Below are 24,518 nucleotides of genomic sequence, written 5' to 3'. Positions count from 1 at the left end.
GGGAATGCCGGAGCGCAACACGAACAGGATGCCGGTCAGCGCCGCGCGGTTATCCAGCCGGGGCCGCCCGCCCTTCGGCTTGGGTGGCTCCGGCGGAAGCAAAGGCTCAATCAGCGCCCACAGGGCATCGGAGACGAGAGGTGCAGCCATGCCCCTCCCAACAGCCCAATCCCCGTTTTGTTAGGCGCTCTTAACACTATGGTCTGGTGCCAGTTCCGCTTCCGGCCGGTTTCAGGTGAAGAAGCGGCGGCGGAAATCGTCGATCGTGCGCGCCAGCCCCTCGCGCAGCGGCACCGTGGGCTCCCAGTTCAGCAGGGCCTTGGCCTTGGTGATGTCCGGGCGGCGCTGCCGGGGGTCGTCCTGGGGCAGCGGGCGGTGCTCGATCATCGAGCGCGAGCCGGTCAGCGCGATCACCTGCTCGGCGAGATTCAGCATGGTGAATTCGTCGGGGTTGCCGATGTTGATGGGGCCGGTGATCGCGGGATCGCTGTCCATCAGCCGCACCATGCCGTCGATCAGGTCGTCGACGTAGCAGAAGGAGCGGGTCTGCGCGCCGTCGCCGTAGACCGTGATCGGCTCGCCCCGCAGCGCCTGCATGATGAAGTTGGAGACGACGCGGCCGTCGTTGGGGTGCATGCGCGGCCCGTAGGTGTTGAAGATGCGGATCACCTTGATCGCCAGCCGGTGCTGGCGGTGGTAGTCGAAGAACAGCGTCTCCGCGCAGCGTTTGCCTTCGTCGTAGCAGGACCGCGGGCCGATCGGGTTGACGTTGCCCCAGTATTCCTCCGGTTGCGGGTGGACGACGGGGTCGCCGTAGACCTCGCTGGTCGAGGCCTGGAGGATGCGGGCGTTCACCCGCTTGGCCAGCCCCAGCATGTTGATGGCGCCGTGCACGCTGGTCTTGGTCGTCTGCACCGGGTCGTGCTGGTAATGGATCGGGGACGCCGGGCAGGCGAGGTTGTAGATCTCGTCCACCTCCACATAGAGCGGGAAGGTGACGTCGTGCCGGATCGCCTCGAAGCGTGGGTTGCCCAGCAGGTGCGTGATGTTGCTGCGCGACCCGGTGAAGTAGTTGTCGGCGCACACCACCTCGTCGCCGCGCGCCAGCAGGCGTTCGCATAGGTGCGAACCGAGGAAGCCGGCGCCGCCGGTCACCAGGACGCGTCGATTGTAGCTGCGAATTCCGGCCATGGCGGATCCTTCTCGGCAACGGTTCGGGTCGTTCGGCCGGGTCATTGCCGGGAGCAGCGACCGCGGCCTTGAGGGGGAGGAATGCGCGCGCCGGTGGCCGGATGTCCAGATTCTTGGGCCGCGGTATTTTGTGGTGGGGTCAGGCGCCGGGGATGTCCTCAAGGATGCCCCGCGCGCGCAGATCCTCCACCACCCGCAGGGCGAGCGCGTCGGCGTCCTCCGCCGTGGTGTCGAGCCGCAGATCCGGCGCGTCCGGCCGCTCGTAGGGGGAATCGACGCCGGTGAAGTTGCGCAAGGCGCCGGACCGTGCCTTGGCGTAGAGCCCCTTGGGGTCGCGCCGCACGCACTCCTCCAGCGGCGTGTCGACGAACAGCTCCAGGAACTGACCTTCCGGGAAAAGGGCGCGCAGGGCCTCCCGCTCGGCCCGGAAGGGGGCGATGAAGGCGCAGAGCACGATCAGCCCGGCCTCCGTCATCAGCTTCGCCACCTCGCCCACGCGCCGGATGTTCTCGACCCGGTCGGCGTCGGTGAAGCCCAGGTCGCGGTTCAGCCCCAGCCGCACGTTGTCGCCGTCCAGCATCATCGTATGGTGGCCGAGCGCGTGCAGCCGCCGCTCCACCCGGTTGGCGACGGTGGACTTGCCGGCGCCGGACAGGCCGGTGAACCACAGGACCGCCGGCCGCTGCCGCTTGGCCGCGGCGCGCTCCGCCGCGGAGACGGCCAGTTCCTGGCGGTGCAGGTTGGCGGCGCGGCGCAGCGGATGCAGGATCATCCCGGCGCCGGCCGTTCGGTTGGAGAAGCGGTCCACCAGGATGAAGGAGCCGGTGCGGCGGTTCGCCGCATAGGCGTCGAAGGCCAGCGGCGCCGCCGTGGACAGGTTGCACAGCCCGACCGCGGTCATCGCCAGCGTCGCGGCGGCGGTGTGCTCCAGCGACTCCACGTTCACCGCGTGGCGGAGCGCGGTGACGGTCGCCGGCACCCAGCGGGCCCCGGCCCGCAGCAGGTAGGAGCGGCCGGGGATCAGCGGCTCCTCCGCCATCCACAGCAGGTGTGCTGCGAACTGGTCGGCCACCTCAGGCGCGTTTTCCGGGTTGCTCAGCAGGTCGCCGCGCGCGGCGTCCACCGCCTCCTCCAGCGTCACGGTCACCGCGTCGCCGGCCCGGGCCAAGGGTGTATCCCCGTCGAAGGTCAGGATGCGGGCGACCCGCGCGCGGTGGCCCGACGGCCACACCGCCACCGCGTCGCCGGGCGCCAGACGCCCCGACAGCACCGTCCCGGACAGGCCGCGGAAGTCCGCATCCGGACGGTTCACCCACTCCACCAGGAAGCGCAGCGGCCCGGCGGACCCGTCGTCTTCTTCCACCGCCGCCGTCTCCAGATGCTCCAGCAGGGCGGGGCCGCGGTACCAGGGCATGGTGGGCTGGGGCATGAGGGCGGAGCGGTGGACGACGTTGTCGCCGCGCCGCGCCGACAGGGGAATCCCCGCCACCGCGGTGAAGCCGAGCGGGGCCGCGAAGGCCGCGAAGTCCTGCGCGATGGCGGTGAAGACTGCCTCGTCGAAGCCGACCAGGTCCATCTTGTTGACCGCCAGCACGACGTGGCGGATGCCCATCAGGGAACAGACGACGGCATGCCGCCGCGTCTGGGTCAGCAGGCCCTTCCGGGCGTCGACCAGCAGCACCGCGAGCGCCGCGTTGGAGGCGGCGGTGGCCATGTTGCGGGTGTACTGCTCGTGCCCCGGCGCGTCGGCGACGATGAAGCTGCGCCGGTCGGTGGCGAAGAAGCGGTGGGCGACGTCGATGGTGATGCCCTGCTCGCGCTCGGCCTCCAGCCCGTCCACCAGCAGCGAGAAGTCGATCCCGCCCTCCTCCTCGACGCGGCCGAGGCTGTCGCGCCGGGCCTGCGCCAACTGATCGTCGGGCACCAGCCCGGCGTCGTGCAGCAGCCGGCCGATCAGCGTCGACTTGCCGTCGTCCACCGACCCGCAGGTGAGGAAGCGCAGCAGCCCCCGTTCGGGAATGGGCGCGGCGGCGGAACTAGAACCGGCCGTCATCAGAAATAGCCCTCCCGCTTCTTGCGCTCCATGGAGGCCGGCTCGTCGCTATCGATCAGGCGCCCCTGCCGTTCGGAGGTCCGCGACGTGCGCATCTCCGCGATGATGTCCTCCACCGTCGCAGCGTCTGACTCGATGGCCCCGCTCAGCGGGTAGCAGCCGAGCGTGCGGAAGCGAACCCGGCGCATCTCGGGCACCTCGCCGGGATTCAGCGGCAGGCGGTCGTCGTCCACCATGATCAGCGCGCCCGCGCGGTGGACCACCGGGCGCTCCGCCGCGAAGTAGAGCGGCACCACCGGCAGCCCCTCCGCCGCGACGTAGCGCCACACGTCCATCTCCGTCCAGTTGGACAGCGGGAAGACGCGCACCGACTCCCCTGGCCGGAGGCGCGTGTTCCAGAGGCGCCACAGCTCCGGCCGCTGGTCGCGCGGGTCCCAGGCGTGGGCGGCGGTGCGGACGGAGAAGACGCGCTCCTTGGCGCGGCTCTTCTCCTCATCGCGGCGCGCGCCGCCGATGGCCGCGTCGAAGCCGTGGCGGTCGAACGCCTGGCGCAACGCCTCCGTCTTCATGACGCGGGTGTGGACGGCGGAGCCGGAGCGGATCAGGTCGATCCCCCGCGCCACCCCGTCCTCGTTCATGTGGACGATCAGGTTCAGCCCCAGCCGGCGCGCCGTCTCGTCGCGGAAAGCGATCATGTCGCGGAACTTCCACCCGGTGTCCACATGCAGCAGCGGGAAGGGCACCGGCCCGGGGTGGAAGGCCTTGCGCGCCAGATGCAGCAGCACGCCGCTGTCCTTGCCGATGGAATAGAGCAGGACCGGCCGGGCGAAAGCCGCCGCGACCTCGCGCAGGATGGCGATCGATTCCGCTTCGAGCAGCCGGAGGTCGTCTGGCAGGTTCGGCATTGCGTTCCCGAACTCCATGGGGCAACCCGGCGGCGAGCCGGGATGCGTCTGGGCTTACCGCAACCCTGGCCGCTATGCCAGGATTCTCAGGCCAAGCCGCCCGGCGGCGGATGCAGGCGGGCCAGAAGGCCCGTCAGCCGCCCGATGGCGAGGCCGGTGAAGAGGCGGGCGGCGACTCCGCGGAAGGCCCGGCCGCGCGGTCCGCGCCGGACCAGGGCGGCCAGCAGGCGGCGGCCCGGGTGCGGTCCGGGCAGGAAAGTGGCCGTCGCCGCAGCCGCCGCTGTGTCTGCTGCCGTGTCCGCTGCCACGCCGCAGGACGGGACGCGCCGGCGCAGCGTCTCGGCGAAGGCGGCGCGGCAGACCAGCTCGGCGTCGGGCAGGCCGACCAGCAGGTGCAGCGGCCCGGCCAGCCGCCGGCGGGCCGCCGCCGACTGGGCGGCGAGCGCCAGAGCCGGGGCGAGGGCGAGCGAGGCCGCCAGCTTGGCCGCCAGCCGCAGGCCGGGCCGCCGCCGGTAGCCCAAGCTATTGGACCCGTGCTGGACATAGTCGCCCAGCGACTGCGGCAGGTAGGCGATCCTGCCCTCCGCCGCGGCGCAGCAGGCGATCCAGTGGTCGTGGTAGGCGACCCGGCCCAGCGCCGGGAAGGGCAGGGCCAGCCGCAGCAGCGAAGCCCGGAACAGGCAGGCGCAGCCGGTTACGGCGTTCGCCATCAGCAGCGCGTCGAGGCTGTCGTGGCGGCTGTCCAGGCCGGGCCAGAAGGTCTCCGACACGACCCGGCCCGCGCCGTCCACCACCCGCATGTTGCCGAAGGCCAGGACGGCGCCCCCTTGCCCACCATCACCCTTCAGGGCGGCGATCAGGGCGGCGAGCCGGCCGGGCGCCCAGCGGTCGTCCTGGTCGGCCAGGGCGACGAACTCCGCGTCGGCCGGGACGCGGCCCAGCGCGCGCTCGAAGTTGCGGTAGAAGCCGAGGTTGACGCCGTTGCGCACCGGGCGGAAGCGGCCGTCGCCGGAGGTCGCCTCCAGGATGTCCCGCCAGTGGGCGTCGTCGGAGCCGTCGTCCTCGATCAGGCACACCCAGCGTTCGTGCGTCTGGGCGCGGATGGAGTCCACCTGCGCCCGGAACAGCGCCGGGTCGGGGTTGTAGGTGGCCATGGCGATGGCGACGAGCGGCCTGTTGCCCGGTGGTGTATCGCCTGTTGGCGTGTCTTCCGGCGGCAGGGGCGCCGGCTCCTCCACGGCGACCGTTCCCGCCGGCCACTCCTCGCGCGTCCCGTCCGTCCAGTCCAAAACCAGGGTGGGCCGCAGCGCCTCTCCCGCGCGTGTCGCCGGGAGCGTGGCCAGCCCCCAGAAGCCGCAGGCGAGATCCGGCACCAGCCCGTGGCAGCGCTGCGCGGCTTCGGCGTCGAGGCGGGCGGTGTTCAGCCCCGTGGCCGGGAAGCGCTCCCCGCCGACCGTCACCGCGGCCGCGCGCAGCCGGGCACCCGGACGGCGGGCCCATCCGGAAAAGCCCCAGATCAGATCATGGGGGGGCGAAACGCGGGGAGGGAGGCCGGGATCGAGATGCAAGAGGGTGGCGGGCATTCCTCGGCCTTTGGCCTTCGGCGGGGCTGGTGTGTGGCGTCGATAGGGGCGGGGCGCACACTTTAACAGCACTCCGGCGGCGTGGCGAGGACGCTTCGCCATTCCCAAGAGCGCCCGCCTTGTGCTTCAGTCCGCCCTGGCCCGCCCCGCCAATGGGTGTCGTGGAGCGCGGGCCTCTCCCGGGCATGAACGGAACAGGGATCGGCGGATGTCCAGCCGTAAGCTCATCGGCCGCGGCTTTGTCGAGCGAGTCTCCATGGCGCCCGCCGGGGCGGCCTTCCGGGCGGAGCCGCTCCTGGTCGCCGTGCTGGCCATCGCCTATGTCCTGCTGTTCGGCGGGCTGCTCCTGACACGGACGCCGCCCTTCGCCGCGCAGGACGAGGCCTTCCACTGGCAGCGCGTCCTGCAGATTGCCGACGGCCATCTCCTGGCGGAGACGCTGGGGCCCAATTCCTGGGGCGGGCCGATCGACCGGGCCGGCTATCTCCAGATGCTCTACCACATCGACCGGATCCAGAAGCACGGGCCGGTCGACCCCGTGGAGGCCTATGCCCTGTCCGATCACCTCGCCGCCCAGCCGCGGACCCCTGAGGTGGTGGCCTTTTCCAGCTCGGCCAGCTTCGCGCCGCTCGCCTACCTGCCGCAGGCGGTGGCTGTTGCCGTTGCGCGCGCCGCCGGGCTGGGACCGCTCGGCCAGATGCAGGCGGGGCGTTTCGGCAACCTGGCCGTCTACGGCCTGATGGTCGCGGCGATCCTGCGGGCGCTCCCGGCCGGGCGGGTGGCGATCCTGGCCCTGGCGCTGTCGCCGGTGGCGCTGCAAAGCGCCTGCTCGCTGAGCGCCGATCCCCTGAACCTGACGCTGCCCGTCCTGATGCTAGCCCTGGTCTGGCGCCTGCGCGACCGCGGCACGCCGCTCAGCCGCGGGGAAGGGGCGGGGCTGGTCGCCCTGTCGGCGGCGCTCGGCCTGCTCAAGCTCACCATGGCGCCCTTCGCCGGGGCGGTGCTCTACCTGCCCGCGGCGGTCGCCGGCGGCAGCGTGCGTTCGCGCGTCGCGCTGGGCGGCCTGTGCCTCACCGTCGCGGTCGGCATCGCTGTCCTGTGGAACGCGGCCTATCCCTTCGTCCCCGGGCTCTATTGGGGCACCGGCGCCGACCCGGCGGCGCAGATCGCCCAGCTGCGGGCCGACCCGCTGGAGGCCCTGCGGGTGTTGGCCGCCACGGTGCGCGACTGGGCGGTGATGTGGTGGCGCGACGGCTACGGGCGTTACGGCGGTCACCCCCCGCCCTGGCACGGCTACGCGTCCGACCGCTGGGTGCTGCCAGCCTTCTGGGTTCTGCTGGCCCTGGCCCTGTGCGACGGCGCGCGGCGGCGCGACCTCAGCTTTGCGGCCGGCTCCCTGATTCCGGCGCCGGGCTACGCACTGCTCCTCCTCGTGGCCTTCTGGGTCGGCTACACGCCGGTCGGCGGCGCCACCGTGGACGGTGTCCAGGGGCGCTACTTCCTGCCCATGCACGCGCTGGTCCTGCTGGGGCTGGCCGCCGCGGCCGGCGCCTGGAGTCCGGCCGGTCTGCGCCGGGGCTTGCGCCTCGCCCTCTTCGCCGCCGCCCTGGCCCTGGGCGGGGTCGTGCTCATGGAGGTTCTGGACGTCTGGCGGAGTCTTTGGCCTGTCGGCGTCTGTTGCGGGGGCTGAGGCGACCGACGGCCGTGGGCCATCGGGAGAACGGCGGGAAACGGGCGGCTTGCGGCGAAGCGCGGCGTCAGCGTGGTTGCCTGTCCGTTGCGTATTCTGCTATTGCGGCTTTACTCCCTTTCCCGGTCGATCCGGGCCCCTTGCAGGTTGTGAGCAGATGCACATCGACTGGAACACCAGCAGCGCCGCGCCCATCGACGCGGTTTGCCCGGCCTGTGCCGACGCCAGCCCGAAGTCCGTCCGCCTGACCGTCCAGTCGGCCGTCCCGCCCAAGCCGCAGCTGCCGCTCGCCCTGTGCGGCCGCTGCGGCACGGCCTTCTTCCCGACGCTCCAGCAGCCGGAGTATGAGAGCGCGCAGGCGACCGACGCCGCGCTCGCCTTCTACCTGGAGCAGGGTGCGGGCATCGACGTGATGGCCGAGCCGCTGGCCGCCATCGACCCGTCCAAGGTCCGCCGCTACCTGGAGATCGGCTGCGGCTTCGGTTTCTCGCTCGACGTCGCGCGCACGGTCTTCGGCTGGTCGGTCCAGGGCATCGACCCCGGCTTCGCCGCCCGCGCCGGGCGCGAGCTGCTGGGGCTGGACATCTCGTCCATCTACCTGCGCACCCCGGCCGACGCCGGGCCCGAGCCGTTCGACCTCGTCCTCTGCTCCGAAGTGGTCGAGCACATCTTCGAGCCGCTGGGCTTCCTGTCCATCCTGCGCGGCGTGCTGGCGCCGGGCGCCACGCTTCTGCTGACCACGCCCAACGCCGGCGAAATCAAGCCCGGGACGGCGGCCGGCGTCCTGGTGCCGCTGCTCAGCCCCGGCTACCACGTCACGCTTTACAGCCGCGAAGGCTTCGAGGCGCTGCTGCGCCGCGCCGGCTTCACCGCCGTCTCGGTGGTCGAGCACGGGCCGACGCTGCGCGCGGCTGTGTCGATGACGGAGGGGACTGCGGACCTGTCGCGCCGGCTCGACCGGGCGCGCTACCTGGACTACCTCGCCGAACGGTCGCGGACCATCGCCGCCGACACCCCGCTCGGCCTCGGCCTGCGCTACCGCCGCCTCAAGGAGTTGACCCACGCCGGGCGCTTCGCCGAGGCGCGCGAGGCGGCCGTCCCGGTGATTGAAGCCTGCCGCGCGCGCTGGGGCCTGGAGCTGGACAAGCCGGAGTCCCTGCCGTCCATGGCCGACTGGCCGGCTGACATCGCGGGCTTCCACGCCCGCGCCCCGTTCAGCCTGTGCGGCATCCTCTACTGCCTGGGCATCGCCGCGTGGCTGCACGACGACGACCGCGAGCGGGCCCGCCTCTACTTCCAGGCGGCTGGGGACGCCGGCGAGCGGGCACGCGCCGCGCTGCAGGCGGCTGGTGCCGACGACGGCGAGACCGACGACCTCGCCTGGCGCGCCCGCGGCTACGCCGTCGGAATCCTGGCCTGGAGCGTCCCGTTGGCGGCGGCCGACGGCATCGAGCGGCTGGCGCGCGAGCCTAGCCCTGTCCTGGGCGAGCGCATCCCGGGCGCCATTCTGACCGGCCTTCGCCGGCAGAGCTTCATCGACCTGGTCAATCTGGGGCATTACGCCGCGGCCGACCGGCTCGCTCAGGGCGTCGAGGACGACCTCGCCCAGTGGGGACCGGTGGAGACGGCCTCGGCGGCCTTCGCGCTCGGCATCCTGTCCGTCAACCACCGCAAGGCGCTGAAGACGGCCGCCGGCTGGTTCGGCAAGGCCGTTGAGGCGAGCCGGGAGCGGAGCGGCCCGCTGCTGTGGCCGGCGCTCTACCACCAAGCCGAGGCCCTGGCGGCCGCCGGGCAGAAGCTCCAGGCGGCCGAGGCGCTGCGCGAACTCCTCTCTTCTGCGCCGGGCTTGCCGACGGTGCCGGCCGACCTGCGTGCCCGGGCGGAGACGCTGGCCCGCTCTCAGCGGCTTCCCGTGTGACCCCGTCTCCGCTAAGCCTCGTTTCCGTTTGACCGCGCCCCTCGTCTGATTGCGCCAAGGATGGCCCCGTCCCGATGACAAGCACCCTGGTCCGTCTGTTTGTGCGCCTGCGCATCGCCTTCTTCTGGCTGGTTGCCGAAGTTAAGCTGCTGGGGGGCTGGCTCTCCTACGCGGCCGGCGTCTTCCGCAAGGAAAGCTATGTGCGCGAGCGCTGGGACGGCCAGCGGCCGCTGGCCGGCGCGCGCCGGGTGGCGGTGTTCGTCCATTACGACCGCCAGGGCGTGGTCCACGACTTCGTGCGGCATTACCTACGCCAGCTCCACGACATCGGCTTCGCCATCGTCTTCGTGAGCAACGCGCCGCGGCTGGTCCAGGTCGAGGCGCTGCAGGAGCTGTGCGCCCTGATCATCCGGCGCGACAACGTCGGCTACGACTTCGGCGCCTACAAGGAGGGCATCGCGGCCGTGCCCGAGCTGGGCGCCCTGGACGCGCTGCTGCTCGCCAACGACAGCGTCTACGGCCCCTTGTACCATCTGGCCGGCCTGCTGGACCGGATGAGCCCGGAGGAGGCGGATGTCTGGGGCGCGTCTGACAGCTGGGAGCGGTCCTTCCATTTGCAGAGCTATTTCCTGCTGTTCCACAAGGCGGCCCTGACGGCGCCGGCCTTCGCCGCCTTCTGGCAGCAACTGCGCTACGTCCAGTCCAAGATGTGGATCGTGCGCAAGTACGAGATCGGGCTGACCCGCGCCCTGCGCCGGTCCGGCCTGCACTGCCGCGCGGCCTTCCCCTATCGGCAGGCCGCCGCCGCCCTGATCGAGGCGGTGGTGGAGGGCAACGTCACGGGCGACGCCTTGCAGGATCCCGTGCGCAAGCGCTTCATCCAGCAGGTCTTCCACACGATCAACGCGGGCGTGCCGCTGAACGGGACGCACTTCTTCTGGGACTACCTGATCGCACGGATGGAATTCCCGTTCATCAAGCGCGACCTCCTGCAGAAGAACCCGGCGCGGATCCCGCTGCTGAACTACTGGGAGCGGGTGGTCCGGACCTCCACCGACTACGACACCGACCTCATCCTGCGGCATCTGGAAATGTCGCTGAAGAACCGCAGCGTCTGAGCCTGAAGCGGCTGAGCCAGGAGCCCGAACCGGGAGCGCCGTCCGGGGCGGGCACCGATGGGGAACCCATTTTGGCCAAGTTGACAGGGTTCCGACGGCTCCCTTAGTCACGAAGGGTTGCCGCCCGGCAACCCTTTCCGACGCACACCATCGGCGGCCATGACCAACACTCCGCAGAACGCCCGCATCTTTCCCGTCATCCTGTCCGGTGGTTCCGGGGTCAGGCTCTGGCCGATGTCGCGGGAGCAGTATCCCAAGCAGTTCCTGCCGCTGTGTTCGGAACGCTCCATGCTGCAGGAGACGGCGCTGCGGGTCGCCGACCCGGCCCGCTTCGCGCCGCCGCTGGTCGTCTGCAACCAGGAGCACCGCTTCGTCATCGCCGAGCAGATGCGCCAGATCGGCCAGCAAACTGGCCAGGGCGCCGTGTCGGGCGGCGGACGGATCGTGCTGGAGCCGGTCGGCCGGAACACCGCCGCTGCTGCCGCCATCGCGGCGCTGATCGTCGCGGAGCAGGACCCCGACGGGCGCCTGCTGCTGCTGCCGGCCGACCACGTCATCCAGGACCCGACCGCCTTCCTGGAGGCGGTGTCCGTCGCCGCCCGGGCCGCGGACGCCGGCTGGCTCGCCACCTTCGGGATCGTGCCGACCGCGCCGGAGACCGGCTACGGCTACATCCGCCGGGGTCTCCCTCTGGATGGGCCCCTGGATGGGCAGGAAGGCGCCTACCGCGTCGCCGCCTTCGTGGAGAAGCCGCCGCGCGCGGAGGCCGAGCGCTACTTGGCCGAAGGAAACGTCTTCTGGAACAGCGGTATGTTCCTTCTGCCGGTGCGCCGCTACCTGGAGGAGCTGGAGCGCTGGGAGCCGGCCGTGCTCGCCGCCTGCCGCGCGGCGCTCGCCGGGGGGCGCGCCGACCTTGACTTCTTCCGGCTGGAGGAGGAGGCCTTCGCCGCCGCTCCGTCCATCTCCATCGACAATGCCGTGATGGAGCGCACCGACGCCGCCGTGGTGGTGCCCTGCGCCATCGGCTGGACCGACGTCGGCGCCTGGTCGGCGCTGTGGGAGATCGGCGCCAAGGACGGGGAAGGGAACGTCTGCCACGGCGACGCGATTGCCTGGGACAGCCGCGGCTGCTACGTGCGCAGCGAGGACGGCGCGCTGGTCGCCCTGCTCGGCATGGAGGACGCGGTGGTGGTCGCCACCGAGGACGCCGTTCTGGTCGCCGCGAAGGACCGGGCGCAGGACATCAAGCCTCTGGTCGAGCATCTGAAGGCGCAAGGGCGCGACGAGCCGCGCCAGCACCGCCGCGTCCACCGGCCCTGGGGCTATTACCAGTCGCTGCACGCCGGCGACCGCTTCCAGGTGAAGCGGCTGACGGTTTCGCCCGGTGCCCGCCTGTCTCTGCAGAAGCACTTTCATCGCGCCGAGCACTGGGTCGTGGTGAACGGCACGGCCCTGGTCACCCGCGGGGAGGAGCAGATCCTGCTGCGCGAGAACGAATCCGTCTACATCCCGCTGGGCACGCTGCACCGGCTGGAAAACCCGGGTAAGGTGCCGCTGAACCTGATCGAGGTGCAGTCCGGCGCCTATCTGGGGGAGGACGACATCGTCCGCGTCGACGATCATTACGGCCGTCCGTAGGCGGTCCCGGCTCGGCCGCCGCTTTGTTCAACTTTTGCATCGATTTTTTAACGTCGGGGCGCCATAGGATGAGCCTTCCGCCACGGAAGGCCCTTCCGGATCCCCAGCATGCGTCCGACACCGATCAGCCCGCCTGACGATTCCGTCATCCTGTCCCTGACCTCGCCGGGATTCGACGCCGCCTACCCGCGCGTGGTCAACAAGGAGTTGATTCCCGAGCTCGTTCTGCAGTCCATGGAATGGGCGTGGAACACGCGGCGTTTCCCGGAGCGCCCGGTCCGCGTCCTGCGCCTGACCGACGTTTGGGTGGCCAAGGAAGGGCTGGTGTTCGACCGCGAGGGCAACCTCTACCGTGAGACCATCACCCAGCATTCCGCGGGGGAGATCGACCAGGCCCACGCAGCCGTTCTGGATGCCATCGGGCGGGGCGGGCCGGAGGCCGAGCCCGAGGCGGGCGTCCCGGTCCTGCTGTGCAAGAAGCGCGGCATCGGCAACTACGGCCATTGGATGATGGAGATGCTGCCCAAGGCGCAGCTCGTCCACCGCCACCTGCCGGAGCTGGCGGTGCGCTTCCTCGTCGCCCACGCGCCGGGCCACCTGAACGACAGCATGGCCCAGTCGCTGTCCATGCTGGGGATCGACCTGGCCCGGACCATCGTTGCCGACGACACGCCCCGGCGCTTTGCCGACCTGCTGCTGGTGGACGGCCTGACCGAGCATGGCGGCTACATGTCGCCGCTCGTCTTCGACGGCGTGGAGGCCCTGGTCGCCAGCGTTCCGGCGGCGGGGGCGGAGCGGCTGTTCGTCACCCGGCGGGCGACCGGCTTCCGCCGCGTCGTCGGCGAGGACGACCTGATCGCCCACGCCCAGGCGCGCGGCTACGCGCTGGTCGATCCGGGCGCCCTGCCGCTGCCCCAGCAGGTGTCCCTGTTCAAGGGGGCCACGCGGATCGTCGGCGTCATGGGGGCGGCGATGACCAACATCGCCTTCGCCCCGCCCGGCGCGCAGGTGGTGACCCTGACACCTGCTGGCATGCCCGATACCTTTTTTTGGTTCATCGCGATGCTGCGCGGACTCGACTACACCGAGGTTCGCTGCCCGCAGAGCGGTCCCATCCGGGGCAACATGCCCTGGGACACGGATCTGGTCCTGTCCCCAGAGGACCGCGACCGGATCTTCGCCGAATGACGCGCCGGGCCACGGCATGCCGGGGGCGGGGGTTGAGGGGCGCAGGAGCATGAAACGATGACCAGGGACGGGGCGTTTGCCTTTTTCATCGACCGCATCGAGGTCGGCGTCGAGCTGCGGGTCGAGGGGTGGGCCTTCCACCACCGGCACGGCCCCTGCGGATTCGACGTGGTGATCGACAACGGCCACCGCCCGCCGGCCATCCACGTCCAGCGGAAAATCGGCCGCCAGGACGTGGCCCTGGCCTCCGGCACGCCGGCGGCGGAGCGTTCGGGCTTCGTGGTGATCGCGGCGTTGCCGCCCGGCGCCTCGGCCGTCGCCCTGCGGCTGACCGCCGGGGACGAGCAGGAGATCGTCCCGCTGATGCTGCGCACGGGCCTGTCGCTGCGCAGCTGGGAGGTGGGGTTCGAGCGTGGAACCGCGGCGGTGGAGTACCGGTTCCTGACCGAGCGCGGCCTGGGCTACGCCGCCGCCTTGCCGGCCCGGTTGGCGCGGGCGCGGGAGGCGCTCGGCCTCTTCGCCGAGGCGCCGCGCCCGGTGGTTCCGCTTGCCGCGCCCGTCTCCATCGTCGTGCCGGTCTACGGCGGCAAGCGTTTCCTGACCCCGCTCGTCCACGCGCTGCTCGACACGGTCGAGCCGCGGCACCGCATCATCTTCGTCGACGACGGCAACCCGGACCGCAGCGTCACGGCCTTCCTGGTGGCGCTCGGCGTGTCGTGCGACCATGTGACGGTCGTGGCCAAGCCGCGCAACGAGGGCTACCTGAAGGCCGTCATCGACGGGGTGGAGGTCGCGACCCGGCTGAACCCCGACGGGCACGTCGTCCTGCTGAACACAGACGTCGAGGTGCCGGCCGGCTGGCTGGAGCGGCTGGTCGGTCCCATCGAGCGCATGCCCCGGATCGCCAGCACCACCCCCTTCACCAACGCCGGCACGATCTGCGGATTCCCTGCCATGCCGGAGGACAACGATCCGTTCCTGGGGGCCTCGGTCGGGGAGATCGACGCGGTCTTCGCGTCCATGGCGGAGCTTCCCCCGGTGGACGTGCCGACCGGCGTCGGATTCTGCATGGCGCTGAACCGCCAGGCGCTCAACCGAATCGGCTTCTTCGACCTGGAGACTTTCGGCCGCGGCTACGGCGAGGAGGTGGACTGGTGCCGGCGGGCCTTGCGGCACGGCTTCGCGAACGTCGTCGTCCCCAACCTCTACGTCCACCACCGCCACGGCGGCAGCTTCTCCAGCGAGGAGAAGCAGCGGCAGGTCCAGGTGTCGGGGGAGGTCATCCGGCAGCGCTACCCAGAGTTCGACGCCGAGGTGCAGGACTTCATCCGCGCCGACCCCCTGCGTCCCATGCGCGCCGCCGCCGCCGTCCGGATCCTGGGGGATCTGGACGGCGGGCCGGGCCGTCCACGGACGGTCCTGCTGTTCGACCATGCGGGCCATGGCGGGACCGCCACCTTCCGCGCCAAGGAGATCGCCCGCCTGCAGGCGCAGGGGCGGTCGGTCCTGCTGGTGCGGCCGGTCGCCCAGCCGGTGCTCGGCATGCCGGACGGCGCCCTGGACGTCGAGCTGCGGCACCGGGACACGACGGTCCGCTTCCCGGCGAACGACCTCGGCGACCTCGACGCCCTCGTCCGCGCGCTGCCGCTGTCGGAGATCGTGGTCAGCTCGCTGGTCGGCTACGCGTTTCCGGCCGACGTCATGGGATTCGTCCGGGTGCAACGGACGGAGCGCGGCGTGCCGCTGCGCCTGCTGCACCACGACTATTATCCGGTCTGCCCGTCCTTCAACCTGATCGACGTGGACGACCGCTTCTGCGCCCTGCCGCCGCTCGACCGCTGCCGGGCCTGCGCGCCGGCCAACCCGCATTTCCGCCAACCGGGGACCGATCCCTTCACCGCGGCTTCGGGGCCGGTCGGGAACGGCGCGGACGCGTCCTTCGACATAGCGGACTACCGCGGGATCTGGCAGTCCTTCTTCGACCTCGCCGACCGCCACGTCTTCTTCTCCAGAAGCTCCCTGGCCGTGGTGCGGCAGGTCTTCGCGCTGCGGGACGACCGCGTGCGGGTTATCCCGCATCTGGCCGACCACGTGACCGTGCCGCAGCTTTCCCCGCCGGCCCCGGGCCCGGTGCTGCGGGTGGCCGTGGTCGGCGGCATCAACTTGGCCAAGGGCTCGAAGATTCTCGCCGGGATGGTGCGTCTGGCCGAAGCGCATCGGCTGCCCGTCTGCTTCGAGCTGTTCGGCAACGTCGACCAGCCCATCCACTCGCCGCATTTCCACAACAACGGGGTGTACGAGCCCGACCAGCTTCCCACGCTCATTGCCGGGCGCGGCTGCCACGCCGTCTTCCTGCCCGCGATCTGGCCGGAGACTTACTGCTACGTCCTGGACGAGGTTATCGGGCTGGGGTTGCCCGTTGGCGCTTTCAACATTGGGGCGCCGGCGGAACGGCTGCGCTTCTGGCCAAACGGGTTCATCGTAACCCTGAACACACCGGAAGCCGCGCTGTCGGCTCTATTGCGCGTGACCAGCCTTGGCATTCCGGCGGCAGACGGCGCTTAGGGTAAGGCCCGGTTTTCAGAACTCCCTGTGGTCAGCTGCGAGTGCGATCAGGTAACCGCATGCCGGTTCCCGTGCCTTTGGCATGGGAGCGGACATGCGCGCGCAGGCGGTAGAACTGGTGGCTGGCATCATCGACCGGATCGAGAACCGGCGCCCCGGTCCGGGGCGCCGACTGGTGCCGACGACGGAGGTGATCCGGACGCTCGGCTTCTTTGTGCGCGAGGGTGTCCAATGGCGGGAACTGAAAGCCGCGGACGGGCGCGTCTCGGGCTCTACCCTGCGCCGCCGCCTGGACGAGTAGCACACGACGGCGATGCTGCGCCGTGTCCATGCCGTCCTCGTCCGCATGGCGCGCTCCGGCCCCGATGCTACCGTATGGGACGTCGTGGTGGACAGTTCGTATGTTCGGGTTGTTGCGACGGCAACGACGGCGAGGACATGGTGACCCAGCGTGGACAGTCGTGCTGTGAGCACGCGAGCAGATGAGGGCCTACGTCCTCAACCCTAGACCAGGCCGAACGGGTATCCAGGGACGCCTCGTGGCTGATCCCGTATACGAGCTGGGCCGTCGCGGGGCGCTGTCATTTCCATGAGACGGGAGCGAACAGCATGGATGAGATCGACGGGTGGGCCGGGCTCGACGTCGCAAAGAGCAAGATCGATGTCACGGTGCGGGCGGGGGAACGGACGCGGGTCCTTCCGCGTTTTCGGTGCAGCGGGCGGGCTGGAGCGCTGCCGTTCAAGCAGCCTCCAGGACCCGGTGACGCAGCAGGTCGAATTTGGCGCGGCCGCACATGGTTCGCTTGATGGTCTTCAATCGGCTGATCTGCCCCTCTCCCGGTGCTCCACGGCAGCGACAGCGCCGTGCGGATCGCCGCGAGATCACGCGCGAGCCGGTCGAGCCGGTCGAGCCGGTCACGTCCGTCAAGGTGGTGGAAATTGGAAGGTGGTCAGGAGCGTCGTCGGTCAGGCCGCCTTTGCTGAGGGAAGTGGTGTGATGGCAGGTTCGTCGGCGGGAGCGATTCCGGCCATGGTCTCGAGCGTCAGGTAACGATGCTGGAGCTGCCAGTCATCGTTCTGCTCCAGCAAGATCGCACCGACGAGCCTTTGAACACTTTCCTCGTTCGGGAATATGCCAACAACATCGGTTCGGCGTTTGACTTCCTTGTTGAGGCGTTCAAGAGGATTGGTCGAGTGTAACTCGGTGCGGTGTGCCTCGGGATAGTCCATGTAGGCGAGCACATCGTGTTCGGCGGCATCGAGCAGCGCCGCCACCTTCGGAAAGCGCGCCCGCAGCTGATCGGCGACATGGCGCCAGACCTCACCGGCGCTCTTGCGGTCGGGCTGCACGAAGACCTGACGCACGGCGGCCGACACCACGGTCTGCTGGCCCTTCGGCACGTGGCAGAGCAGCGAGCGAAGGAAATGAACACGGCAACGTTGCCATGTCGCGCTCAGCACTTGGCTGATCGCCGCCTTCAGTCCCTCATGGGCATCGGAGATCACCAGCTTCACGCCTTTCAGCCCGCGCCGCACCAGCGAACGGAGGAACTCAATCCAGAAGATCGCCGCCTCCGATTGCCCCAGCCCAAGGCCGAGGATCTCGCGCCGTCCATCCTGATTGACGCCGGTGGCGATTATCGCGGCGATCGAGACGATGCGGCCGCCCTGGCGAACCTTGAGGTAGGTGGCATCCAGCCAGAGATACGGCCACTCGCCCTCCAAGGGACGTTCCAGGAAGGACTGCACCCGGGTGTCGATCTCTTGGCACACCGCCGAGACCTGGGACTTGGAGATGCCGGTCATGCCGAGCGCCTGGACGAGGTCGTCGACCTTGCGGGTCGAGACGCCCTGAATCCACGCTTCCTGGATGACGGCGGTGAGCGCCTTCTCGGCCGTCTTGCGCGGCTCCAGGAAAGCCGGGAAGTAGGAGCCCTGGCGCAGCTTGGGGATCTTCAGGTCCAGCGTGCCGAGCCGGGTGTCGAACTGGCGCGGGCGCGAGCCGTTGCGGTAGGTGGTGCGCGTGTCGGTGCGTTCATGGCGAGCGGCGCCGATCAGCGCCTCGACCTCGAAGTCCATCAGCCGGTGCAACGTGTGCTCGGCGACCGAGCGCAGGAAGTCGCCGTCCGTGCTCTTCTGGATTTGCTCGATCAGTGCCATTCTGTCGTCGGTCATCGTCGTATCCTTGGTCGTGGTCGCGTGTCGCAACTTGACCTTACCGAAGATGCGCGATGACCACCTCCTGCCGCCGAACACACCGCCTGCGAGGCGGAGGACCGGGCTGGGGCCGGGCTACGCTGTGTGAGGGCTTCGCCCGGCCCCAGCCCGGTCCTTCATGGGCGTTTTTCCACCACGCCCATGGACGTTACCCGCGAGCCCATCGGCGAACGCGGCCAGGGCGGTTTCTCTCGCTGCGGCCAACCAGGAGTCCAACCTGTCCGCCTGTTGACGATGCACCATAGTGCTGAACGCGCCCCCCAACTCGATGACCGTGGTGAGGCCCTCGGAACGGACGAGCAAGGCATCGACGAACCGTTGCTCGGCGGCGTCGATCGTCTCCGGATCGGCCACCACCAGCCACGCCGCCCGACGTTTCGAGGGCATCTTCCACGTCCCCATTGTGCCGACCGCGCCGGCTGAGGTTGGGCTTGCATCCCGAAGGCGGCGCACCCAGCGCTGCACGGTGTGGAATTGCCCGCGAAACCCACGCTCCTGGATCTCCCGCCACAGCCGGGCGGCGTTGCGGCAGCCCTCGCGCCAGCGTTGCCGGAGGTGCACGGCGTGGCGATCGACCGCGCTGCCGCGATCCCGTTGCGACCAGACTGGAAGTTCGCCGGACCGCACCCACGCACGGACGGTCTTGCGATTAATGCCGAGCGTGCGGGCAATCCGCTTCATCGGCCAGCCTTGGCCGTGCAACGCCATCACCTCGTCAAACCGGGCCTGCCGAACGCCATGGCGATCCGTCCTTGGCAACTCGGCCGCTGGTGCCGGGAGCGGTGCAGTCGTCGGGGACGGCGCGGCGGCCGTGCTGATTTCCAGGGCGGCTCCCGCAGCCGCTTTGCTTGCCATGCGCAGGTCATAATAATGGCGGTCGAGAACCCCGGCCAGAGCGTCCCCGAGATTGCGGAGAAGATGCCAGCGATCCGAGACCTGGACGGCGTTCGGAGCGCCGGCCCGAATGCCATCGGCGTAAGCGCCGGCGCGGTCGCGGGCAACTACCTCTACCTTGGGATGGGCTTTCAACCATGCCGCCACCGTCTCCGCGTGGCGGTCGGACAGCAGGTCGATGGGACGGTTGCGTTCCAGATCGACGATGATCGTGCCGTAGCGCTGACCGCGCCGCCAGGACCAGTCGTCGATGCCGATGACGCGCGGCGTCGGCAGCGCCGGCAGGGGAACCGCCCGGATCAGGCGCAACAACGTGTCGCCATCAAACATTCACCAGTATATTGCCCGTCATTTGCTCCTTTGACGGCAGGGAAGCGCTTTCCACCGTTCTGGCTCCGCTTTCCGGGACCTCAACACTGTCACGCCAAACGAGTCTGGCACAGGAGTCGTCAAGTCGGGCTTTGCGGTTCGAAGCGGGGGTGGAGGTGCGGCGGTCATGGAGCGTTATGCCCCGTTGCGACAGCGAACCCTGTCGGTATAAATATATGTCCTAAGAAATTTTATGGACAAAATCCATATTTTTCGCCAATATCCTGTTACCTTTCAGAATAGGTGGTGTTCTGTGTCAAAAATTAAGGCAATAATCCTTGCTGGTGGCCTGGGGACCAGGCTTTCGGAGGAAACCGGTCTGCGCCCTAAGCCGATGGTCGAAATTGGCGGGCGTCCTATTCTTTGGCACATCATGCAGATCTATTCAAAATTCGGCATCCAGGATTTTATTGTGTGTGCCGGGTACAAAGGTTATATGATTAAAGAGTATTTTGCTAACTTTGCAATGCATAACAGCGACGTGATGGTGGACATGGCGCGGCAGGAGGTGACGTTCACCCGCAGCCAACTTCCGCCTTGGCGTGTGTATGTCGCGGACACCGGCGAGAGCACCATGACCGGCGGGCGGCTGGGGCGGATCCGCCACCTCGTCGCCGACGACCCCTATTTCCTGATGACCTACGGCGACGGCCTGTCGGACGTCGACATCGGCGGTTCCATCGACTTCCACCGCAGCCATGGCAAGCTCGCCACCATGACGGTGGTCCGCCCGTCGGCCCGCTTCGGCAGCACCGTGATCGAGGACGGCCTCGTGCGCGAGTTCAAGGAGAAGCCGCAGACTGAACAGGGCCTGATCAACGGCGGCTTCTTCGTCCTGTCGCCGCGCGTGCTCGACCTCGTCGAAAACGACCAGACCATCTGGGAGCACGAGCCCCTGCAGAAGCTGGCCGAGGCTAGGCAGCTCGCGGCGTGGCAGCACAACGGCTTCTGGCAGCCGATGGACACGCTGCGCGAGAAGCACATCCTGGACGAGATGTGGGTTTCCGGCAAGGCGCCCTGGAAGAATTCCAACCCGTCCGCCGCGTCCTGACGCGGCCAAATTCGATTCGGACCGACCATCCATGACCGCTACCATCGATCCCGGCCTGTGGGTCGGGCGCCGCGTGTTCCTGACCGGCCACACCGGGTTCAAAGGGGGTTGGCTGGCGCTCGCGCTGCGCCGCCTGGGCGCGGAGACGACCGGCTTCTCGCTGCCGGCGCCGACAGAGCCCAGCTTCTTCGGCGCGCTGGGCGTCGACCAGTCGCTCGACCACCGGGTGGGCGACATCCGCGACGCCGCGGCGCTCGCCGCAGCACTCCGGGACTCCGGCGCCGAGGTGGTCTTCCACCTGGCCGCCCAGCCCATCGTGCGTGTCGCCCACGCCGACCCGCTGGACACGCTCTCCACCAACGTGATGGGCACCGCCAACCTGCTCGAAGCGGTGCGGCAAAGTGGCACGGTCCGGGCCGTGGTCATCGTCACCAGCGACAAGGTGTACGACAACCAGGAGTGGGACTGGCCCTACCGCGAGGACGATCGCCTGGGCGGCAAGGAGCCTTACGGGGTCAGCAAGGCCTGCTGCGAGCTAATCGTCGACGCCTACCGCCATTCCTACCTCAGCAAGGGCAGCAAGCCCGTTCCGGTGGTCACCGTCCGCGCGGGCAACATCTTCGGCGGCGGCGACTGGGCCATCGACCGGCTGGTGCCGGACGCCATGCGCGCCTTCGCGGCCAGCGAGACCCTGCGCATCCGCAATCCCAAGGCGGTGCGGCCCTGGCAGCATGTGTGCGAGCCGGTGCGCGGCTACCTGATGCTGGCGCAGCGCCTGCTGAGCGATCCCGATGGCACCGCCGGCGCCTGGAACTTCGGCCCCTCGGAACAGAGCGTGAAGCCGGTGGCGATCCTGGCCGACCGGCTGACGGCGCTGTGGAGCGACGGCGCCGCCTGGGAGCTGGAAACCGGCGCCCAGCCCTACGAGGCGCGCTTCCTCACCATCGACAGTAGCCGCGCCATCGCCCGGCTCGGCTGGTCGCCGCGCTGGTCGTTCGAGACTGCGTTGGAACTGACGGTGGACTGGTACAAGGCTTACTACCGCTCCGGCGACGTCGCCACGCTGACCGCGCGGCAGCTCGACACGGCGCTCTTCGGCTGAACGATAACACACTCAAAGCTCAAGGCGGATAGAGTTCCCATGGCTGACACGTTCCGTTGCCGCTCCTGCGGCGCTCCGGTTTCCCACGGATTCGTCGATCTCGGCGAAACTCCGCTCGCCAACAGCTACGTGCGCCCCGAGAATCTCGGCAAGCCGGAGGCCCGTTTCCCGCTGCGCGCCGCGGTGTGCGGTTCCTGCTTCCTGGTCCAGCTCGACCACAATGTGCCGGCCGAGCACATCTTCGATTCCGAGTACGCCTACTTCTCGTCCTATTCGGAAAGCTGGCTGGCGCACGCCAAGCGCTACTCCGAGCATGTGATCCCGCGCTTCGGCCTGGGCCCGCAGAGCCTGGTGATGGAGGTGGCCAGCAACGACGGCTACCTGCTGCGCAACTTCGTCGAGGCCGGCATCCCGGTGCTCGGCATCGAGCCGACCTCCAACACCGCGGAGGCCGCCGAGAAGGTGGGCGTGCGCACCCGCGTGTGCTTCTTCCACACCGAGACCGGCCGCCAGCTCGCCGCGGAAGGCCTGCAGGCCGACCTGATCGCGGCGAACAACGTGATGGCCCACGTGCCCGACCTGGCCGACTTCGTCGGCGGCTTCGCCCACGCGCTGAAGCCCGAAGGCGTGCTGACGGTGGAGTTCCCGCACCTGCTGAACCTGATCGAGCAGGTGCAGTTCGACACCATCTACCACGAGCACTATTCCTACCTGTCGCTGCTGTCCGTCGAGGCGGCGCTGGGCCGCGTCGGCATCCGGGTGTTCGACGTGCAGCAGCTGCCGACCCACGGCGGCAGCCTGCGCGTCTTCGCCTGCCGCGAGGGGGCGTCGCACGCCGCGACCGAAGGGCTGGCGCTGGTCCGCCGGCTGGAGGCCGAGGCCGGCTTCGCGACGCTGGACGCCTACACCCGCTTCGGCGAGCGCGCCGCCGCCTGCCGCGAGGGCTTCCGCCGCTTCCTGGCGGAGGCGAAGGCCGAGGGCAAGGTGATCGCCGCCTACGGCGCCGCCGCCAAGGGCAACACCTTCCTGAACTATTGCGGCACGACGGCCGATGACATCGCCTATGTGGTCGACCGCAACCCGCACAAGCAGGGCCGCTACCTGCCGGGCTCGCTGCTGCCGATCCTCGGGCCGGAGCACATCGCCGAGACCAAGCCGGACTATCTGGTGATCCTGCCCTGGAACCTGCGGGACGAGATCATGGGCCAGATGGCGAACATCCGCGAGTGGGGCGGCCGCTTCGTGACGGCGGTGCCTGAAATCCGCGTGTTCGACTGACCGGCGGCAAGGAACGGGAAGACGGCGATGCGCGCCATTGAAACCGGACTTGCGGGCGCCGTGGTGGTCGAGCCGACCCCGGCCAGCGACGAGCGTGGGTTCTTCGCCCGCACCTGGTGCGCGCGCACCTTCGCGGAATGGGGGCTCGACCCCGCGCTCACGCAGTGCAGCGTGTCCTTCAACCATCGCCGCGGCACGGTCCGCGGCATGCACTACCAAGCCGACCCGCATGGGGAGGCCAAGCTGGTGCGCTGCACGCAGGGCGCCATCTACGACGTGATCGTGGATGTGCGCCCCGGCTCCGCCACCCACGGGCGCTGGTTCGGGATCGAGCTGACGCCGGCCAACCACAAGGCTCTGTTCATTCCGAAGGGCTTCGCCCACGGGTTCCAGACCCTGGCCGACGACAGCGAGGTCTACTACCAGATCTCGGTGGAGTATGTGGCGGAGGCGGCGCGCGGCATCCGCCACGACGACCCGGCGGTCGGCATCGTCTGGCCGCTACCGGTCGCCGTCATCTCCGACCGCGACCGCAACCTGCCGGCGCTCGGCGCATGACCGCGGCGCGGGTCCTCATCACCGGCGGCACCGGGCTGATCGGCCCGCACGCGGTCGCCGGACTGGCCAGGCGCGGGGCCGAAGTGCATGTGGTCGGGCGGCACGCACCGGCCGGCCTTCCCGACGGGGTCGCCTTCCACGCGGGCGACCTGCTGGACGCCAACGCGATGGCCAGGCTGGTGGGTGGGCTGCGGCCGACCCACCTGCTGCATCTCGCCTGGGTCACCGCGCACGGCCATTACTGGCGAGCGCCGGAGAACCTGGACTGGCTGGCCGCCACGGTCCGCCTGGCCCGTGCCTTCGCCGAAGCCGGCGGCACTCGCATGGTCTCGGCCGGCACCTGCGCCGAATACGACTGGACCGACCCTGGTCTCGCCACCGGTGACTGCGGCGAGGGCACGACTCCGATCCTGCCGCACACCTTCTACGGCCGGATCAAGGACGCCTGCTGGCGGTCGTTGGAGGCCTACGCCGCCGAGGCCGACGTCCAGATGGCCTGGGGCCGGGTGTTCCTGCTGTTCGGCGCGGCGGAGGACCGCCGCCGGCTGGTCGCCTCGATCATCGCCAGCCTGTGGGCGGGGGAGCCCGCACTGTGCTCGGCCGGCACGCAGATCCGTGACTTCCTGGCGGTGGAGGACATGGGCGCGGCTTTCGCGGCTCTGACCCTGTCGGAAGCCTGCGGCCCGGTCAACCTTGGCTCCGGCGAGCCGCGCAGCATCGCCGACGTGGCGCTCGCCATTGGTCGGCTGATGGGGCGGCCGGACCTGATCCGGCTCGGCGCCCTGCCGATGCGGGCCGACGACCCGCCGCGCCTCGTCGCTGATGTCCGGCGCCTGCGCGACGAGGTGGGGTTCGCCCCGTCCGCCCGGCTTGAGGAGCGGCTCGCCGCCTGCATCGCCGCGCTGAAGCCGTAACGATGGGAGTCCGGCCCGTTTTGCCGAGCCAAGCGGCGCGGACGCCGGCCTTAGAGTGCCGATCAAAACGTCTTTTATTCTGAACAAAATCAATGACTTGGATTCCATAAGACGGAGTTTTGATCCGCGTTCTTAGGGCGCGGGTGAGCGGTTTCGCCGGACGTTGATGCTATTATGCGATTGTTTAACTTATTTAAGAAAAAATTGAATATTTTCAGCTATGCAAAAAGTATAGCCGGAGCGGGCCAAAATACGCGGATCAACCAATTGCTGGCCGTTGCCGGTG

18 protein-coding genes and 1 pseudogene are annotated in these 24,518 nt (G+C 69.6%); 12 read left to right on the top strand and 7 right to left on the bottom strand.

Translation table 11 applies throughout. The annotated features are described in order from the left end of the window. The 5 genes from DS837_RS30095 to DS837_RS30075 all read right to left on the bottom strand — a co-directional run. On the bottom strand, positions 1-150 hold a 150-nt coding region (locus DS837_RS30095; RefSeq protein WP_149168105.1), incomplete at its 3' end, for a transposase. Positions 151-231: 81 nt separating this feature from the next. Continuing rightward, positions 232-1,191 carry a UDP-glucuronic acid decarboxylase family protein gene (locus tag DS837_RS30090; RefSeq protein WP_149168104.1) on the bottom strand — a complete coding sequence of 320 codons (960 nt, stop codon included), beginning with the start codon at positions 1,189-1,191 and terminating at the stop codon, positions 232-234. Between the two features lie 139 nt (positions 1,192-1,330). Further along, positions 1,331-3,244, bottom strand: a complete 1,914-nt coding sequence (cysC, locus tag DS837_RS30085; protein WP_149168103.1) for an adenylyl-sulfate kinase — start codon at positions 3,242-3,244, stop codon at positions 1,331-1,333. Further along, positions 3,244-4,149, bottom strand: a complete 906-nt coding sequence (cysD, locus tag DS837_RS30080) for a sulfate adenylyltransferase subunit CysD (protein ID WP_149168102.1) — start codon at positions 4,147-4,149, stop codon at positions 3,244-3,246. The genes cysC and cysD overlap by 1 nt, the downstream gene beginning before the upstream one ends. An 86-nt stretch (positions 4,150-4,235) precedes the next feature. Further along, entirely contained in the window at positions 4,236-5,732 is a 1,497-nt protein-coding gene (locus DS837_RS30075; protein ID WP_170296049.1) for a glycosyltransferase, read from the bottom strand. Between the two features lie 208 nt (positions 5,733-5,940). Between DS837_RS30075 and DS837_RS30070 the strand changes: the two genes are divergently transcribed. From DS837_RS30070 to DS837_RS30040, 7 genes are all read left to right on the top strand, one after another. Continuing rightward, positions 5,941-7,422 carry a DUF2142 domain-containing protein gene (locus tag DS837_RS30070; protein ID WP_247890207.1) on the top strand — a complete coding sequence of 494 codons (1,482 nt, stop codon included), beginning with the start codon at positions 5,941-5,943 and terminating at the stop codon, positions 7,420-7,422. 157 nt (positions 7,423-7,579) lie between these two features. Beyond that, positions 7,580-9,340, top strand: coding sequence for a class I SAM-dependent methyltransferase (locus tag DS837_RS30065; RefSeq protein WP_149168100.1), 1,761 nt, complete (start codon positions 7,580-7,582; stop codon positions 9,338-9,340). A gap of 74 nt (positions 9,341-9,414) precedes the next feature. After that, positions 9,415-10,458, top strand: a complete 1,044-nt coding sequence (locus tag DS837_RS30060) for a rhamnan synthesis F family protein (protein WP_149168099.1) — start codon at positions 9,415-9,417, stop codon at positions 10,456-10,458. Between the two features lie 159 nt (positions 10,459-10,617). Next, complete coding sequence (locus DS837_RS30055) at positions 10,618-12,096, top strand: mannose-1-phosphate guanylyltransferase/mannose-6-phosphate isomerase (RefSeq protein ID WP_149168098.1); 1,479 nt, start codon at positions 10,618-10,620, stop codon at positions 12,094-12,096. 108 nt (positions 12,097-12,204) lie between these two features. After that, positions 12,205-13,284: a glycosyltransferase family 61 protein gene (locus DS837_RS30050; protein WP_149168097.1), complete on the top strand. Its 1,080-nt coding sequence runs from the start codon at positions 12,205-12,207 to the stop codon at positions 13,282-13,284. A 57-nt stretch (positions 13,285-13,341) separates the two neighbouring features. Beyond that, entirely contained in the window at positions 13,342-15,849 is a 2,508-nt protein-coding gene (locus DS837_RS30045; protein WP_149168096.1) for a glycosyltransferase, read from the top strand. Between the two features lie 94 nt (positions 15,850-15,943). Beyond that, positions 15,944-16,150, top strand: a complete 207-nt coding sequence (locus DS837_RS30040) for a hypothetical protein (RefSeq protein ID WP_149168095.1) — start codon at positions 15,944-15,946, stop codon at positions 16,148-16,150. Between the two features lie 665 nt (positions 16,151-16,815). Here the strand turns inward: DS837_RS30040 and DS837_RS30030 are convergent. After that, positions 16,816-18,024 (bottom strand): IS256 family transposase, encoded by a 1,209-nt coding sequence (locus tag DS837_RS30030; RefSeq protein WP_149168094.1) that lies wholly within the window; start codon positions 18,022-18,024, stop codon positions 16,816-16,818. Positions 18,025-18,141: 117 nt separating this feature from the next. Further along, positions 18,142-19,275: pseudogene (locus tag DS837_RS30025) on the bottom strand (ISL3 family transposase); the annotation flags it as partial. 247 nt (positions 19,276-19,522) lie between these two features. Between DS837_RS30025 and rfbF the strand changes: the two are divergent. Genes rfbF through DS837_RS30000 form a run of 5 tightly spaced genes read left to right on the top strand, consistent with a single transcriptional unit; the run spans position 19,523 to position 24,232 of the window. After that, complete coding sequence (rfbF, locus tag DS837_RS30020; RefSeq protein ID WP_345772133.1) at positions 19,523-20,380, top strand: glucose-1-phosphate cytidylyltransferase; 858 nt, start codon at positions 19,523-19,525, stop codon at positions 20,378-20,380. A gap of 31 nt (positions 20,381-20,411) precedes the next feature. Continuing rightward, positions 20,412-21,482, top strand: a complete 1,071-nt coding sequence (gene rfbG, locus DS837_RS30015; protein WP_149168092.1) for a CDP-glucose 4,6-dehydratase — start codon at positions 20,412-20,414, stop codon at positions 21,480-21,482. A 39-nt stretch (positions 21,483-21,521) separates the two neighbouring features. Beyond that, on the top strand, positions 21,522-22,760 hold the full coding sequence (locus DS837_RS30010; protein WP_149168091.1) for a class I SAM-dependent methyltransferase: 1,239 nt from the start codon (positions 21,522-21,524) through the stop codon (positions 22,758-22,760). 27 nt (positions 22,761-22,787) lie between these two features. Further along, positions 22,788-23,318 carry a dTDP-4-dehydrorhamnose 3,5-epimerase gene (rfbC, locus tag DS837_RS30005; RefSeq protein WP_149168090.1) on the top strand — a complete coding sequence of 177 codons (531 nt, stop codon included), beginning with the start codon at positions 22,788-22,790 and terminating at the stop codon, positions 23,316-23,318. Next, positions 23,315-24,232 (top strand): NAD-dependent epimerase/dehydratase family protein, encoded by a 918-nt coding sequence (locus tag DS837_RS30000; RefSeq protein ID WP_149168089.1) that lies wholly within the window; start codon positions 23,315-23,317, stop codon positions 24,230-24,232. Before rfbC ends, DS837_RS30000 begins: the two co-directional genes overlap by 4 nt. Positions 24,233-24,518 lie beyond the last annotated feature (286 nt).

The sequence above is a fragment of the Azospirillum brasilense genome (assembly GCF_008365405.1).
GTDB lineage: Bacteria > Pseudomonadota > Alphaproteobacteria > Azospirillales > Azospirillaceae > Azospirillum > Azospirillum brasilense_D.
The sequence above is the reverse complement of the archived record's forward strand: the minus strand, read 5'-3'. Positions and strand labels throughout refer to the sequence as shown.

What these genes read in the sequence shown, in the direction of transcription:
- DS837_RS30090 (WP_149168104.1), bottom strand. Translation starts at nt 1,191, where the DNA reads ATGGCCGGAATTCGCAGCTACAATCGACGCGTCCTGGTGACCGGCGGC.
- DS837_RS30070 (WP_247890207.1), top strand. Translation starts at nt 5,941, where the DNA reads ATGTCCAGCCGTAAGCTCATCGGCCGCGGCTTTGTCGAGCGAGTCTCC.
- DS837_RS30045 (WP_149168096.1), top strand. Translation starts at nt 13,342, where the DNA reads ATGACCAGGGACGGGGCGTTTGCCTTTTTCATCGACCGCATCGAGGTC.
- DS837_RS30060 (WP_149168099.1), top strand. Translation starts at nt 9,415, where the DNA reads ATGACAAGCACCCTGGTCCGTCTGTTTGTGCGCCTGCGCATCGCCTTC.
- rfbF (WP_345772133.1), top strand. Translation starts at nt 19,523, where the DNA reads ATGGACAAAATCCATATTTTTCGCCAATATCCTGTTACCTTTCAGAAT.
- DS837_RS30055 (WP_149168098.1), top strand. Translation starts at nt 10,618, where the DNA reads ATGACCAACACTCCGCAGAACGCCCGCATCTTTCCCGTCATCCTGTCC.
- DS837_RS30030 (WP_149168094.1), bottom strand. Translation starts at nt 18,024, where the DNA reads ATGACCGACGACAGAATGGCACTGATCGAGCAAATCCAGAAGAGCACG.
- cysD (WP_149168102.1), bottom strand. Translation starts at nt 4,149, where the DNA reads ATGCCGAACCTGCCAGACGACCTCCGGCTGCTCGAAGCGGAATCGATC.
- rfbC (WP_149168090.1), top strand. Translation starts at nt 22,788, where the DNA reads ATGCGCGCCATTGAAACCGGACTTGCGGGCGCCGTGGTGGTCGAGCCG.
- DS837_RS30000 (WP_149168089.1), top strand. Translation starts at nt 23,315, where the DNA reads ATGACCGCGGCGCGGGTCCTCATCACCGGCGGCACCGGGCTGATCGGC.
- DS837_RS30065 (WP_149168100.1), top strand. Translation starts at nt 7,580, where the DNA reads ATGCACATCGACTGGAACACCAGCAGCGCCGCGCCCATCGACGCGGTT.
- DS837_RS30010 (WP_149168091.1), top strand. Translation starts at nt 21,522, where the DNA reads ATGGCTGACACGTTCCGTTGCCGCTCCTGCGGCGCTCCGGTTTCCCAC.
- DS837_RS30050 (WP_149168097.1), top strand. Translation starts at nt 12,205, where the DNA reads ATGCGTCCGACACCGATCAGCCCGCCTGACGATTCCGTCATCCTGTCC.
- cysC (WP_149168103.1), bottom strand. Translation starts at nt 3,244, where the DNA reads ATGACGGCCGGTTCTAGTTCCGCCGCCGCGCCCATTCCCGAACGGGGG.
- rfbG (WP_149168092.1), top strand. Translation starts at nt 20,412, where the DNA reads ATGACCGCTACCATCGATCCCGGCCTGTGGGTCGGGCGCCGCGTGTTC.
- DS837_RS30075 (WP_170296049.1), bottom strand. Translation starts at nt 5,732, where the DNA reads ATGCCCGCCACCCTCTTGCATCTCGATCCCGGCCTCCCTCCCCGCGTT.
- DS837_RS30040 (WP_149168095.1), top strand. Translation starts at nt 15,944, where the DNA reads ATGCGCGCGCAGGCGGTAGAACTGGTGGCTGGCATCATCGACCGGATC.